At 56.7% G+C, this 14,319-nt stretch carries 9 protein-coding genes; 6 read left to right on the forward strand and 3 right to left on the reverse strand.

Annotated elements, in window-relative coordinates:
- Positions 1-64: 64 nt before the first annotated feature.
- Positions 65-2,257: a primosomal protein N' gene (locus tag R0135_RS12700; RefSeq protein WP_407347231.1), complete on the reverse strand. Its 2,193-nt coding sequence runs from the start codon at positions 2,255-2,257 to the stop codon at positions 65-67.
- 229 nt (positions 2,258-2,486) lie between these two features.
- Here R0135_RS12700 and rpmE point away from each other — a divergent pair, with 229 nt between their 5' ends.
- Together rpmE and R0135_RS12710 are read left to right on the forward strand one after the other, a co-directional pair.
- Positions 2,487-2,702: a 50S ribosomal protein L31 gene (rpmE, locus tag R0135_RS12705; protein ID WP_407347232.1), complete on the forward strand. Its 216-nt coding sequence runs from the start codon at positions 2,487-2,489 to the stop codon at positions 2,700-2,702.
- A 126-nt stretch (positions 2,703-2,828) separates the two neighbouring features.
- Positions 2,829-3,857: an asparaginase gene (locus tag R0135_RS12710; RefSeq protein ID WP_407347233.1), complete on the forward strand. Its 1,029-nt coding sequence runs from the start codon at positions 2,829-2,831 to the stop codon at positions 3,855-3,857.
- A 74-nt stretch (positions 3,858-3,931) separates the two neighbouring features.
- On the opposite strand, the gene ggt is transcribed toward R0135_RS12710, so the two are convergent.
- Entirely contained in the window at positions 3,932-5,710 is a 1,779-nt protein-coding gene (gene ggt / locus R0135_RS12715; RefSeq protein WP_407347234.1) for a gamma-glutamyltransferase, read from the reverse strand.
- Positions 5,711-5,840: 130 nt separating this feature from the next.
- On the opposite strand from ggt, the gene R0135_RS12720 reads away from it, so the two are divergent.
- Entirely contained in the window at positions 5,841-6,911 is a 1,071-nt protein-coding gene (locus R0135_RS12720; protein WP_407347235.1) for an efflux RND transporter periplasmic adaptor subunit, read from the forward strand.
- Positions 6,912-6,915: 4 nt separating this feature from the next.
- Positions 6,916-10,032, forward strand: coding sequence for an efflux RND transporter permease subunit (locus R0135_RS12725; RefSeq protein ID WP_407347236.1), 3,117 nt, complete (start codon positions 6,916-6,918; stop codon positions 10,030-10,032).
- A gap of 6 nt (positions 10,033-10,038) precedes the next feature.
- On the opposite strand, the gene R0135_RS12730 is transcribed toward R0135_RS12725, so the two are convergent.
- Complete coding sequence (locus tag R0135_RS12730; RefSeq protein WP_407347237.1) at positions 10,039-12,471, reverse strand: penicillin-binding protein 1A; 2,433 nt, start codon at positions 12,469-12,471, stop codon at positions 10,039-10,041.
- Between the two features lie 216 nt (positions 12,472-12,687).
- Here R0135_RS12730 and R0135_RS12735 point away from each other — a divergent pair, with 216 nt between their 5' ends.
- Positions 12,688-13,752: a pilus assembly protein PilM gene (locus R0135_RS12735; protein ID WP_407347238.1), complete on the forward strand. Its 1,065-nt coding sequence runs from the start codon at positions 12,688-12,690 to the stop codon at positions 13,750-13,752.
- Entirely contained in the window at positions 13,752-14,318 is a 567-nt protein-coding gene (locus tag R0135_RS12740; protein WP_407347239.1) for a PilN domain-containing protein, read from the forward strand. Before R0135_RS12735 ends, R0135_RS12740 begins: the two co-directional genes overlap by 1 nt.
- Position 14,319 lies beyond the last annotated feature (1 nt).

The raw sequence follows: 14,319 nt of genomic DNA on the forward strand, positions 1-14,319 counted from the left end.
AAGGGCGTGCCCGCGCATTATCCCGCTTCACCCGCGCCTTTGCCAGATTTGCCTGCCTTATCGTTTACAAAACGTCGCTGGGATCTATATCGATAAACCAGCTGAGCTCCCGGGGCTTTTTAAGGGTCTCTGCGCGATCCACCAAGAGATGGGCCGCGGCCAATGCACTTCGCCGGGATGCCGCGATACACCACAATTGCCAGCGAAAGCGTCCAGCACGGCGTGGCATGGCTGAAGGCAAGGGGCCGATCAACTGACAATCCTTGGGTAGATATTGCTGGGCCTCGCGTTGTACCGCCCGTAAAAAGGCCTCGCCATCGCGCTCGTCCCGCGCATCGCTGCGCAGGAGCATTAACTGACCAAAGGGCGGCAGGCCCGAGGAGCGGCGCTTCTCCAGTAATGAAGTAGTGATGGCCTCAAAGTGTCCATCGCGCAGAGATTCAAACAATGGATCATCGGGATAGTGAGTCTGTATGAGAACTTTGCCACCGCTGGCCTCCCGGCCCGCGCGCCCCGCTACCTGTACCACCAGCTGCGCCATGCGCTCTTCGCCGCGAAAATCCGCGCTGTAAAGCAAAGCGTCCGCGTCGATTACCCCCACCAGTTGCACCGCAGGGAAGTGGTGGCCCTTGGTGAGCATCTGTGTGCCGAGGATGACACAGGGCTCTTCACCCTGGGCCACCTCCAGCAGCGACTGCATCGCGTCCACGCCGCGCATAGCGTCGCTGTCCACGCGATGTACAGGGCAGCGCAGCACGGTGTTTAAAAATTCCTCGGTTTGCTCTGTGCCCAAGCCATGGGTGAGTAATGACCTGCCGCCGCAATCCGGACATTGGGGCGGCAGGGCTCGCTGCGCCGCGCAATGGTGACAGCGCAGGCAGCGTTTGCGCAGATGTACCGTGAGCCGTGCATCACAGTGATCGCAGCCGGCTACCCAGCCACAGTCGTGACATTGAAGCGTCGGTGCAAAGCCCCGGCGATTAAGAAATAGCAGCGCCTGACGACCCTGGGTCTCTACGGTGTCGCGAATGGCTGCCAAGAGGTAATCGCTGATTCCAGCGTTAAGGTGTAGACCCCGTAAATCCAAGGTTTGCAGCATGGGTAACTCGCCGCCACCTTGGCGTCCGCGAAGAAAGTGATGCTGGTAGCGGCCCCGGCGTGCGTTCTCCAGAGATTCTAAAGAGGGCGTGGCACTACCAAGGATCACCGGGCAAGCCTCCAACTGCGCTCGTTTGACGGCTACATCCCGCGCGGAATACCGAAAACCATCCTGCTGTTTATAGGAGCCGTCATGCTCCTCGTCCACAACGATAAGTCCGGGACGCGCAAGCGGTGTAAAAATCGCAGAGCGCGTACCCATGACAATGCCTGCGCTGCCGCATTGGGCAGCCTGCCAGGCGGCGAATCGTTGGCCATCGGCCATGCCCGAATGTAGTACCGCTACCGGTGTTTTAAAGCGTGCTTCAAAACGCTCGACCGTTTGGGGCGTCAAGCCGATCTCTGGGATCAGCACCAGTGCCTGATCGCCACGCTCAAGGCAGGCGGCGATGAGGCGTAAATACACCTCGGTCTTGCCGCTGCCGGTAACGCCCTGGAGTAAATGAACGCTGAACTCACCCAGTGTCACGGCGGCCAGCGCTTGAGCTTGCTCTTCTCCCAGTGTGGGCCCGCTTTCTTTGAGTCCCGGGTTGGGTGCTTTAGTTGTGCCGCGGCAGCGCTCAATGAGTTCTTTGGATGCCAGTTCTCGCAGCACGGCGCTGGAAACCCCGGCTTCACTGAGTGACGCGGGTGCCTGCTCGCCGTTTTGCAGTAAAGCGAGGGCTTTTGCCTGGGAGGGCGCGCGACTCAGGGCGCCTTCTGGCAGCCCCTTCCCCCGGACTGTTAGGCGCCAGTGAGTTTCTGAGAGGCCTTTGCCATCGCGCAGTGTCTTGGGCAGTGCGGCACTAAAAACCTCACCTACCGGGTGCTGGTAGTAGTCCGCCGCCCAACTGCACAAAGCCATGATGCTGGGCCCCAATAGAGGCTCATCGTCCAGAACGCTGTTTGCCGCGCGGAGCTGTTTTTCGTCGACGCTGGACTCATCAACGGTTTGCATAAGCACAGCGGTGATTTCCCGGCTGCCAAAGGGCACGCGTAAACGTATACCCGGTCTGAGCAACTCGGGGCTCAGGTCCTCAGGAGCAAGGTAGTCGAACGGTCGGCGCAGGGGCACGGGAGCCGCCAGTCGCAGAACGATAGGTTTGTTGGATTGAGTCACGATGAGGCGAGCATAGCAAAGCAGTGACCTGACCGAAGCGCTAATCTGAGCTATTGTCGTCCACTGCTACAGCCGTATTGCGTCGCCGGCGGATTCTGCTAAACTCCGCGCCCCGTTTGCCTCCCCCAGGGGTGGTGACTCCCGGATGCGGTGCTCGGCATAGCGCGACACTGTCAAAACAGACGTGCGTGTGGGTTCGGGTGGCGGCATCAACATACTGGAGATACACATGAAAGCTGATATTCATCCCCGTTACGAGGACGTGAAAGCGACCTGTAGCTGTGGCAACACAATTCAAACCCGCTCTACTTTGGGTCAGGACTTCAATATTGACGTCTGCTCTAATTGCCACCCGTTCTTTACCGGCAAGCAGAAGATCGTAGATAGCGGCGGCCGTGTAGATCGCTTTAAGAAGCGTTTTGGCGCGCGTGGAACTGCTCGATAAAGCAGCAGTTCAAAAGTGCCTTGATTGTCACTTTTTAAAGATCGATATTAAAAACCCGCAGGTAAGTGTCTGCGGGTTTTTTTATGCCCCGGTTTTGCGGGGCGACCGTACAGGCGGATGCAGACAATGAAAACAACGATAGTCTTGGTTCTTCTTCTGTGTGCGGGACTGGTTGCTGCCAAAGACGGCGCCACAACAAAGCCACGCGTTCTTATTCTGACCACCGGCGGCACCATCGCGAGTCGCAGCGATGCCCCGCTGATACGCGGGCCAGAGCTTGTGCAAGCGGTTCCTCAGCTGTTGGACTATGCCCAGGTTAGCGTTGAGGAATTTAGCGTCATTGGATCATCCAAAGTGACGCCGGACCACTGGTTGCGTTTAGCCAGACGGATCAATGAGATCTTTGCCAGCGACGAGCAGCTGGCGGGCATTGTCATCACCCATGGCACCGATACGCTGGAAGAAACCGCTTACTTTCTGAATCTAACAGTGCAATCGAAGCGGCCTGTGGTGCTCGTGGGCTCAATGAGATCGTCAAACGAAGTGTCGGCGGATGGACCTGCAAATCTTATCAATGCGGTTCGCGTGGCAATCAGCGATGAGGCGATAGGCCAGGGCATCCTTGTTGCAATGAATGAAGACATCAGTGCTGCCCGCGATGTCTGGAAGACCGACAATCGTCGCGTCCAGACTTTTGACGGGGTAAATGTTGGGCATCTGGGTGCCGTTGACCCCGACGGCGTTCGTTTTTATCACCGCAGCTTGCAGCCGCATACCCTAGCGTCAGAATTTGACGTCTCGGCTGTCAGCACCTTGCCAACGGTCTTGGTCTTAAGTGACTTTACTGGTCTGGATGAGGCAGTTGTGAAGCATTTTGGAGAATTGCCCATGGACGGCTTAGTGGTTCGCACATTCGCAGGTGGCCGCATGAGCGCCGGAATGCTGGCGGGACTGAGCAGCATATCTAGGCGTGGAATTCCGATTGTTGTTACCTCACGGGTACCAAAGGGGCGCATCGTGTCGGCGCCTGACTATCCGTTTTCTGCCATTGTGTCCCGGGGACAGCAGGACAATAAGGCACGGATTCTACTGATGCTTGCTTTGACTAAGACGACTGAGTCCGAGGCGATTCAAGGGATATTTAATCTTTACTGAGGGCAATGCGATATCGACAATACGGTCTCGGTAGATGAGACCGCAGATGCTGTTTATTTATCTGGGTCGTCTAGTTAAAACATCGCTTGCTGCGCTGCATTCCTGACTGGAATCGTCGCGATGGTGCCCTCTCGCCGAGGATCCACGCCGCCTTCTAATCGACCATCATCATGTTTGAGAATCATGCTCAGGCCTGAGTTTTCTCCTGCGGATTCTTTGATGGTGAATCCAAACTCCCGCATGGCATCCAGCATCTCTGCGGAGGCTCGCGCACTCTCTACCCGAACCGTGTCGCCTCGTGCCACGACATTGGGCAGATTAACGGCCTCTTGCGGCGTGAGCCCCCAATCGATAACTCCCACCAGCGTTTTTAGCGTGTAGGCGATGATGGAGTTTCCGCCGGGGGAGCCCGTTGCCATGCGGAAGCTGCCATCGCTGTTAAGCACGATGGTTGGTGACATAGAGGATCTTGGACGTTTGCCCGGCGCGGGATGGTTGGCCACCAAAACACCTTCGGCATCGCGGGGCTGCTTGGCAAAATCCGTGAGTTCGTTGTTCAGGAACATACCGCCGGCCATGCGGGTAGAGCCAAAAATACTCTCTACCGTCGCGGTCATTGAGACCGCGTTGCCCCACTGGTCCACCACAACAAAATGCGTCGTGCCTGCGTAGTCGATAGTGGTGTCCTGCCCATAAAGAGAGGCAGTGCGCTGGGGCTCAAAGGCCCAGGGATCGCCGTGGAAGATTTTTTCTATGGCGGGCTGATTGATCAAAGCTGCGCGCTGAGCGAGATAGTCGCGATTGAGCAGGCCCGCCATGGGGACCTCCACAACGGTATCGTCAGCTACGTAATGATCGCGATCGGCGTAGGCAAGGCGCTGGGCTTCGGTGAACATGGCCCAGTTGGTCATTTCATCTGCCGTGGGGAAATCCGTGGCCTCGAGCATGCCCAGGGCCATGCCTACCGCTACCCAGGAAGAGGGTGGGGGTGGGCCGCAAAGCGTGAGTTCCCGATAGTCCATGCAGATTGCGTCGTGTTTGCGCGCCGAATACTGTGCAAGATCCTGCATGCTGAGGCTGCCTGCCCGGGGAAGTTGACTCGCGGCATCGACAATACTTTGTGCCAGAGCGCCGCGATAAAAGTCCCTGGGATCATTGGCAATCAGATCAAGGGTATCAGCGTAGTCGGTGTTAACGATGCGATCGCGAAGCGTGCCGCTATCGTCAAAAAAGTAGTTGTAGGCATCAAGAGGGCCTTGCTCCACGGTGGTAGACACCAGTCGCTTGCCGTATTTGTCAAAATAGGAGCGCAGTCGCGGGGATACCGCAAAGCCCTCTACGGCGAGTTTTTTGGCTGGCTGCAAAAGATCGCCCCAAGGCAGGTGCCCGCGATCAGCGTGCGCCATACTCAGCATGGACACCATGCCGGGAACACCGATCGATAGACCGCTGTTTTTTGCCTCGAGGTAACCGTAGACCGTGCCATCCTCCTGAAGAAACATGTCGCTGTGGGCTCCGGAGGGTGCTGTTTCGCGCCCGTCGTACACCTCCAGAGTTTGGTCCGCGGCGTGGTAATACACCATGAATCCGCCGCCCCCAAGGCCAGAGCTTTGCGGTTCCACCAAACTGAGTGCCGCCTCAATAGCAATTGCCGCGTCCACCGCTGTACCCCCGGCACTGAGAATCTCTTCGCCGACGCTGGTAGCGATGGGGTTGGCCGTGACCACCATGGCCGTCGTGTGAGTCACTGCTGCCGCCGGTAAAGACGCCTCCACGTCGGGTCCTGGTGCGCAGGCTGTGGCCAAAGGCGTAAGAAGCAGCAGGTGTCGCAAAGACTTAAGGGTAGAGGTCATAATATTTTCGCAATGAGTGATTGGAGGGCCCAATTTATCTGCCCGTGCGGCCATGATACTGCCTATAATCGCGATCCGCGCGCTTGGCTAATTCTGGTTTGGATTCGCGGCACCGGTCAAGGAGTACCGCATGTTAGGCGAACGATGGTTGTTTGGAATCGCGTGTTGTTTGGCACTTGCTGCCTGCGAGGACTCCAGTGTGGCTTCCGGCGCTCGCCCCTCTGTCAACGACGCCGTACTCGTGGAGACTGAAGTTGCCAAGCTCACGTCGGTTGCCCGGGCTGCTGAGTCCGTGGGAACGCTCATCGGCAACGAGTCAGTTACTCTAACGGCCAAACTGACCGAGCAGGTCAGTGCCGTTTATTTTGAAGGTGGGGAACTGGTTAAGGCGGGTGATGTGCTCGTTGAATTGATCGACGTGGAGCAAATGGCGCTACTGCGTGAGGCTGAGGCAAAACTGCGGGAAACACAGCTGCAATTGGATCGCCTGCTTACCCTGGGCAAGGATATTGCGACGGCGGCCGAAATCGATGTTGCCAGAGCCCGGGTTGATGGCAATGCGGCGCTTTTAGAGGCGCTACGCTCGCGAATCAATGATAGAACCATCAGAGCGCCTTTTGACGGTGTTGTTGGCTTACGGCGAATTAGCGTGGGTGCTCTCCTCACTCCCGGAACCGTGATTGCAGAGCTTGATGACATCAACCCCATGAAACTTGATTTCACCCTTCCAGAGCATTACCTGTCGCAAATCAAAATTGGAGAAGTCGTAAGCGCAGCCAGCACAGCCTGGGACGGCGAGGTTTTTTCTGGGCAGGTCACTCAAATCGGCAGCAGAGTGGATCCAGCTACGCGGGCGTTCTCGGTACGTGCATTAATCGACAATTCGGACGCCCGCTTGCGTCCCGGCATGTTAATGGCGGTGAAAGTGTCTCTCGGCGAAGCACCGGGCATTGTGGTTTCTGAGACTGCACTGATCCAGACCGGGGCGCAAAGTACGGTGTTTGTGGTGGACGAGGACTCTATCGCGCGCCGGGTTTCAGTGGAGATTGGCCGGCGAATGCCTGGTCTTATGGAGATTCGCTCGGGGGTTTCTGAGGGAGACAGGGTCGTGACCAACGGGCAGATAACGCTGCGTCCGGGCGCTAAGGTGCGCGAGGCGCAGGCGGGTCCTTTGCAGAAGCCGCTTGGCGGCGGGGAATAAACGTATGCGCTTGCCCGAAGTTTCCGTGCAGAGGCCGGTTTTTGCCACGGTCATCGCTTTGTTACTGGTGTCTTTTGGTGTCATGGCCTTTCTTCAGCTTTCGACCCGTGAATACCCCGATATGTCCCCCGCCCAGGTATCCATTGTTACCGACTACGAAGGTGCCGCTTCTGATGTGGTGGAGACGCGCATCACCCAGCCCATAGAAGATGAAATCGGCGGCATCGAGGGCATTCGAACCATTCGCAGCAGTAGTAGCGACGGACGCTCAACCATCACCGTGGAGTTCGAGTTGGGTCGGGATATCGATGCGGCTGCCAATGATGTTCGGGATCGTGTGTCCCGCGCGAGCCGCCGCCTTCCCGAAGAGGCCGAACGTCCTCAGGTGAGCAAGGCAGACAGCGAGACTACGCCGCTGGTCTATATGAGTGTCGGCGGTGAGGGCATGTCCCCCATGGATATCACCGATTACGCGGAGCGCTATATCGTAGATCGATTTGCGGTGCTTCCCGGCGTAGCGACGGTGCGCGTCTTTGGGGGCGCGCCACGCTCCATGCGTATTTGGCTGGATCGTCAAAAGCTCAGTGCCCGGCAACTGGCGGTGAGTGATGTTCTTGCCGCGCTGCGCCGAGAGAACGTTGAGTTACCGGCCGGCCGTCTGGACTCTCAATATATGGAGCTGCCCGTTCGCGTGGAACGTAGCTATCGCAGCGCCGATGATTTTCGCCGTCTTGTCCTGAGCCGCGGCGATGACGGCCACCTGGTGCGCCTGGCCGAGGTGGCCCGAGTAGAGGAAGGTCCGTCAACAAAGCGTCGTCTTTTTTACTCCAATGGTGAAAACAGCGTCTCGGTGGGCGTTATAAAACAGTCGGATGCCAATACCGTAGAAGTGCTGGATGCGGTGCATAAAGAAATGCTGGCTCTGGAGGCGGACTTACCTGACGGCATGGAGATCGCGTCCTCCGGAGATGCGTCGGCGTTTATTCGCGCTGCTATTAATGGTGTTTACACAACCATCGCGCTGACGATTGCTTTGGTCTCTATCGTTATATTGCTGTTTCTTGGCACGGTCCGCGCAACACTCATACCCGTTGTGTGTATCCCCGTGTCTCTGCTCGGCGCCGTGATAGCCCTGCAGGCGATGGGCTATTCATTGAACCTCATTACGCTGCTTGCCATGGTGCTCGCCGTGGGCCTGGTCGTCGACGATGCCATTGTTGTGCTGGAAAATATTTACCGTCGCGTCGAAGAGGGTGAGCCCCCTCTGCTAGCGGCAGTAGGCGGTGCCCAGCAGGTGGGCTTCGCTGTAATCGCCACCACCGCGGTGCTTCTTGCTGTGTTCAGTCCCGTGGTGTTTTTGCAAGATGCTTCATCGCGATTGTTCGTAGAGCTTGCGGTGACGATTTCTGTGGCCGTGTGCATATCGTCTGTCTTGGCACTGTCTCTTGTACCTATGCTCTGTAGTCAGGTTCTTCGCCGAAAGACCAGCCACAGTGTGCTGGACCGGGTGGTGGAGGGCGGCATGCGCCGCTTGCGGTCTGCTTATGAGACAAGTTTGCGCTACCTGCTGGGTCATGCATGGCTTGCGCTGGTGATGGTGGTTCTGGCCTTTGTGGCGTTGCCGTTATTGTTCCAGCAGTTGAAGCAGGAATACGTGCCGGTAGAAGACCAGGACCAGGTGATGGCAATCATCACTGCGCAGGAAGGTACCAACATTGAATCTATGCGCGGGATAATCGAGCGCCTGCAGCCGCCGTTGTTGGAGCTCGAAAAGTCCGGATCCCTGACCCGGGTTTTGTTTGTGGCGCCGTTTCGCAACTCCACATCAACGGCCACGGGTTTTTCCCGTATTTCTATGGTGCCCTGGAACCAGCGAGACTACAGTGCCTTTGAGCTGCGGGATCAAATGGCGGCCACCTGGCGGGATGTTCCTGGCATTCGCGTGATGACGTTTGTTCCTGCGGGATTGGGCCAGCGGGGACCCAATACGCCGGTGCAGTTTGTGCTGCAAGGTCCGGATTATCAGACGCTGGCGGACTGGCGGGACGTGGTTATGGACGAGGCCCGCAAAAGCGGTCTTTTCGGCATGCTGACCTCGGACCTGAAGGAAACTCAGCAGCAGGTACATCTTCGGATCGATACGGCACGGGCTGCATCTCTTGGCGTGAGTGCCCGGGATGTTGCAGAGACACTCCAGGCGCTCATGACTGAGCAGGAAGTGACCACTTACTCCGTCGATCAGGAGGAGTATCCGGTGATCGTTCAGCTGCAGGATGATCAACGTGCAACCCCCGATGACATTGGTAACGTGCGGGTGCGCAGCGCCAGCGGCGAACTCATTCCCCTGTCCAATCTTTTGCAGGCCGATAACGTCGCGGGCATTGCGGAGCTCCAGCGCTACAACCGTCTGCGTGCGGTCACGATCAACGCGACTCTGGGGGCAGACGTCAGCCTTGGCGATGCGCTCCTTTTCCTGGAGCAGACCGTGGATGCCAATCTTCCAGCCAACGCCAAGGTCGACTACAAGGGTCAGTCTTTGGACTACAAAGAGTCCACGGGCGACATTTACTTTGCCTTTGGTTTAGCACTGCTGGTGCTGTTTTTGGTCATGGCCGCACAGTTTGAAAGCTTTGTTCACCCGGCGGTAATAATGGTGACTGTGCCGCTGGCTTTGGGAGGGGGCTTATTGGGACTCTACGTGACCGGCCAGAGTTTTAATCTGTTTAGTCAGATTGGACTGTTGATGCTGATTGGCATTGCTACCAAGAATGGTATTTTGCTGGTGGAGTTCATCAACCAGGTGCGGGATGAGGGTCTTGAGTTTGCCGAAGCGATTGTAAAAGCCTCGGTGCTGCGATTGCGGCCGGTGCTCATGACTGCGGTATCCACTATTGTGGGAACCCTGCCCCTGGTCCTTATGGTGGGTCCGGGTTCCATGAGCCGCAACGTCCTGGGTATCGTCGTGCTGTTTGGCGTGAGCGTCGCGACACTATTCACGCTGTATCTGGTGCCCGCGATCTACAGCATTGTTGCCCGGCGCACGGGCTCTCCCGAGGCTATCGCGAGAGAAATGCGTCTGTTGGAAGCACAGCAGTCTGCCAAGGCGCCTACACAGTCGTGATGATCCTCAGAATATCTCCTGAATGAGATCGTCTGTGCCTGTGGGGCCCGTGTTGGCACCTTCACCGGCTTCTGGCAGGTGTTCATTACGGAAGTATTCGAAAATAGCGTTGCGCTGGTCCGCGGGCGCCAGTAAGCCAGTCTCCGGATCAATCCGCACGTGGATGATTCCCGGCGGGAGTCGCCGACTGCGCTCTGGCACATCCTTGAGCGCTTCGCGCATGTAGTTGATCCAAATCGGGAGTGCGGCGGTGCCGCCAAACTCTCTTCGACCTAGCGGCGTGTAGTTATCAAAGCCTACCCAGGTGGTGGTGACGACATCGGGGTTGTAGCCTGAGAACCAGGCGTCCATGGGGCCGTTCGTGGTTCCCGTTTTACCGGCTAGGTCATCTCGCTTGAGCACCAGCGCCCTGCGCCCGGTGCCGTCTTTAATCACGTCCTGCAAAATACTGTCGATGATGAAGTTCACCCGCTCATCCATCACGCGCCGTGCGCCGGGCAGGGGGTCTTGTTCTTCTGCCGAGAGGATCTGTTCCATGGACAGCTCTTCGGGATCCACCGTTTTGGCCGCGTTTTGTTCGCAATCGCGACAGACACTGGGTGGGCGCGCTTCAAACACTGTGTCGCCTGACAGCGTCTCTATGCGTTCAATGAGGAAGGGCTCTACGCGATAGCCGCCATTGGCAAGGATGGCGTAGGCACTGGCAATTTCCAGAGGGTTCATGGCGTGGGTGCCCAGGGCCAGCGACAAATCCGGCGCGAAGTCCTCTGTATCGAATCCCAGCTCCTGCGCATAATCGATGAAGCGCCGGATACCCAGTTGTTGAAGCAGTCGAATGGAAACCAGGTTACGGGATTTGGTAAGGGCCCAGCGCAATCGGGTAGGACCAAAGAATTGGCCGCTATCGTTTTCTGGACGCCATACACCCTCGAGCGACCGGTCCTGCATAACAATCGGCGCGTCATTAATGATGCTCGCTGCTGTGAAACCTGAATTCAGAGCCGCGCTGTATAAAAAAGGTTTGAGGTTTGAGCCCGGTTGCCGCTGGGCTTGAGTGGCGCGATTGAACTTACTTTTTTCGAAGCCAATACCGCCGACCAGGCTGACGATAGCCCCGTTGTTGGGGTTCAGCGATACCAGTGCAGCCTGGGCGTCGGGTACCTGGGCAAAGCGCCATTCATTCTCATCGCCGGGTTTTACGCGCACGAGATCTCCCAGAGCCACTACGTCTGCGGGCGCTGTGGGCGCTGAACCCATACGATCTTCGCTGATATAGGGTCTCGCCTGGCGCAGTCCGTTTTCCCATTCGATGCGCACTTGCTCGCCGCTGGCGAGCAACACCCCAATTCCCTCATCATCGATGGCAGTGACTACGGCGGGTTCAAGGCCTGCGATGACGGGTGTGCTACTGAGCGTTGCCTGCCATTGCGCAAGCGGCAGAGCAGCGTCCGGGGGCACATCGCTGTCCAGAAGTTGTTGCTCTGGTCCGCGGTAGCCATGTCGACTGTCATAAGTTATGAGTCCATCTATTACTGCCGCGTTGGCAACCTGTTGAAGTTTGCTGTCCAGCGTTGTGTAAACACTGTAGCCCTCGTTGTAGGCGGCCATGCCATAGCGTTGGACCATCTGACGACGCGCCATCTCGGCCGCGTATTGGGCCTCCAGCGTGATACGCGCTCCATGTTGAGTGGCGACAACCGGTGAAGCCGCTGCTTTGTCGTAGGTGGCTTGATCAATGTAGCCCAGCGTGACCATTCGGCGCAGGATCCAATTACGTCGATCCTTGCCGGCCTCCGGTCCGCTGATGGGGTTGTTTCTCGACGGTGACTTTGGGATTCCAGCGAGCATCGCATGCTGGGCGAGAGTCAGTTCGGCGATGCCTTTTCCGTAGTAGACCTGTGAGGCGGCCTCGAAGCCATATGATCGATGCCCCAAAAACACGCGGTTCACATACAACTCGAAGATTTCTTCTTTTGACAGGCGTCGCTCAATCTCAATAGCCAGAAGCATCTCGTTGAACTTGCGCATAAAGGTGCGCTCAAGGGTCAGAAAGTAGTTCCGCGCGACCTGCATGGTCAGCGTGCTGCCTCCGGATCCTTTTTCGCCAGTGAGCAGCAGTTCCGACACCGCTCTTAGCAGGCCCCCAAAATCGATACCTCCGTGTTTAAAAAAGCCATCGTCTTCTGCTGCGAGGAGAGCTTGGACAAATTGCTGGGGAATTTGCTCGTAACTCAAAGGATTACGTTTTTGCTCGCCAAACTGACCGATGAGGTCGCCGTCGCGGGTATACACACGCATGGGCGTCTGCAGGCGAACATCACGCAGTGTCTCTACGTCCGGAAGATTGGGACTGAGGTATAAGTAGATGCCGGCAAATAGCCAGCAGCCACCAAGAAAGCCCAGAACCGCAAGGCGCAGGGGCCAACGCAGCAATTTCACAGTATCTCCGGAGTTGTATTGCTCGCTCGAGATCGATGACTCGCGCCGGTTGGGGCGGTAAATTCAGCGGATTTCGCGCAAGACAGTGGATGTTTGTTGATGGTAATTATAAGCTTTTTTTGTGTTTTGATTGCATTGTAGGCTATCTTAACGCTTAATATTGAAGTATAAGAACATAAAGTAAAGCTAAGTCCGTGAAACTTATAGGAAAACGACTTGCTTGGGTTGCTAGGAAAACGTAAGCAGACGCCGCTCTTGGGGATTGATATTAGCTCCACGACGGTCAAGCTGCTGGAGCTCAGTCGCACTGGGGACAAGTATCGCGTAGAGAGTTACGCGGTGTGTTCGCTCCCCCAGGACGCTGTAGTTGAGAAAGCCATCAATGATGTTGATGGTGTGTCTAACGCTGTGCGCAGCGTGGTGGCTCAATCACGCTCCAAACTTAAGCTGGCATCCACCGCGGTGGCCGGCTCTTCAGTCATTACCAAACTGATCGATATGCCTTCTGGCCTCTCCGATGATGAGATGGAGACGCAGCTCACCCTGGAGGCAGACCAGTACATTCCCTATCCCTTGGAAGAGGTTGCGCTCGATTTTGAAGTGCAAGGCCCATCGGCCGAGAGAGAAAACATGGTCGAGGTGCTGTTGGCAGCCTGTCGCAGAGAGACCATCGACCTTCGCGTCGAGGCCATCGAAGGTGCTGACCTGGAGGCCAAAATAGTTGATGTTGAGGCCTACGCCATGGAGCGTTCTTACGCTCTCATCCGCGAGCATCTCGAACTCAAAGAAGACAGTATCGTCGCCATCGTCGATATCGGCGCGACCATGACCACCCTGAGCGTTCTCAAAAACGGTAATACTATTTATACACGCGAGCAGCTTTTCGGTGGCAAGCAACTTACCGACGAGATCATGCGCCGTTACGGCTTGCCTCTTGAGGAAGCCGGTCTTGCCAAGAAGCAGGGCGGACTTCCCGATGATTATGAGCCGGAGTTGCTCAATCCGTTTCGAGATGCGGTGGTGCAGCAGGTCACGAGATCACTCCAGTTGTTTTTCTCTTCCAGTCAGTACAACGATGTCGATTACATCATCATGGCTGGCGGTGTGTCATTTATGGACGGCCTGTCGGAGCTGGTTCAACAGCAGCTCGGCACGCCAACCGTGGTTGCAAACCCCTTTGCTGAGATGACGATTTCTCCGAGAGTGAATGCCGTGGCTTTAGGCAGTGATGCTCCAGCCATGATGATTGCCTGCGGTTTGGCGCTGCGGAGCTTCGACTAATGGCACGTATTAATTTACTCCCCTGGCGAGAGGCCCGGCGCGAAGAGCTCAAGCGCGCCTTTCTGAGTATCCTTGGATTGGTGGCTGCGTCCGCAGTTGTGCTTGTGATGCTTGCTGATCGCGTTGTGAACTCTCAAATTGACGGCCAGAATGCGCGCAATGATTACATCACCCAGAACATCCGCGAGCTCGACAAGCAAGTCGAAGAAATCAAAGACCTGCAGCGTAAGCGTAATCAGCTCATTGAGCGCATGCGGGTGATTCAGGAGTTGCAGGGTAACCGGCCGATTATCGTTCGTGTCCTGGATCAACTGGTACGAACCGTTCCTGACGGGGTGTTTTACACCAACGTGAGTGCTCGCGGTATCGATCTCAATGTGAAAGGTGTCGCGGAGTCCAACAACCGGGTGTCCAGCCTGATGCGTCGCCTGGATGCGTCCGATTGGTTGAAAGAGCCTAATCTGGATGCTGTGCGTGCGGCACCAACTTATGGCGAGCAGGCGAACACCTTTGATTTGAGCGTGAAGGTAGATTTGCCAGCCAAAGACAATGGGTCGGGGGATTGAT

This window comes from Congregibacter variabilis (assembly GCF_045689235.1).
Taxonomy (GTDB): Bacteria; Pseudomonadota; Gammaproteobacteria; order Pseudomonadales; family Halieaceae; genus Congregibacter; species Congregibacter variabilis.

What these genes read in the sequence shown, in the direction of transcription:
- R0135_RS12720 (WP_407347235.1), top strand. Translation starts at nt 5,841, where the DNA reads ATGTTAGGCGAACGATGGTTGTTTGGAATCGCGTGTTGTTTGGCACTT.
- R0135_RS12740 (WP_407347239.1), top strand. Translation starts at nt 13,752, where the DNA reads ATGGCACGTATTAATTTACTCCCCTGGCGAGAGGCCCGGCGCGAAGAG.
- rpmE (WP_407347232.1), top strand. Translation starts at nt 2,487, where the DNA reads ATGAAAGCTGATATTCATCCCCGTTACGAGGACGTGAAAGCGACCTGT.
- ggt (WP_407347234.1), bottom strand. Translation starts at nt 5,710, where the DNA reads ATGACCTCTACCCTTAAGTCTTTGCGACACCTGCTGCTTCTTACGCCT.
- R0135_RS12710 (WP_407347233.1), top strand. Translation starts at nt 2,829, where the DNA reads ATGAAAACAACGATAGTCTTGGTTCTTCTTCTGTGTGCGGGACTGGTT.
- R0135_RS12725 (WP_407347236.1), top strand. Translation starts at nt 6,916, where the DNA reads ATGCGCTTGCCCGAAGTTTCCGTGCAGAGGCCGGTTTTTGCCACGGTC.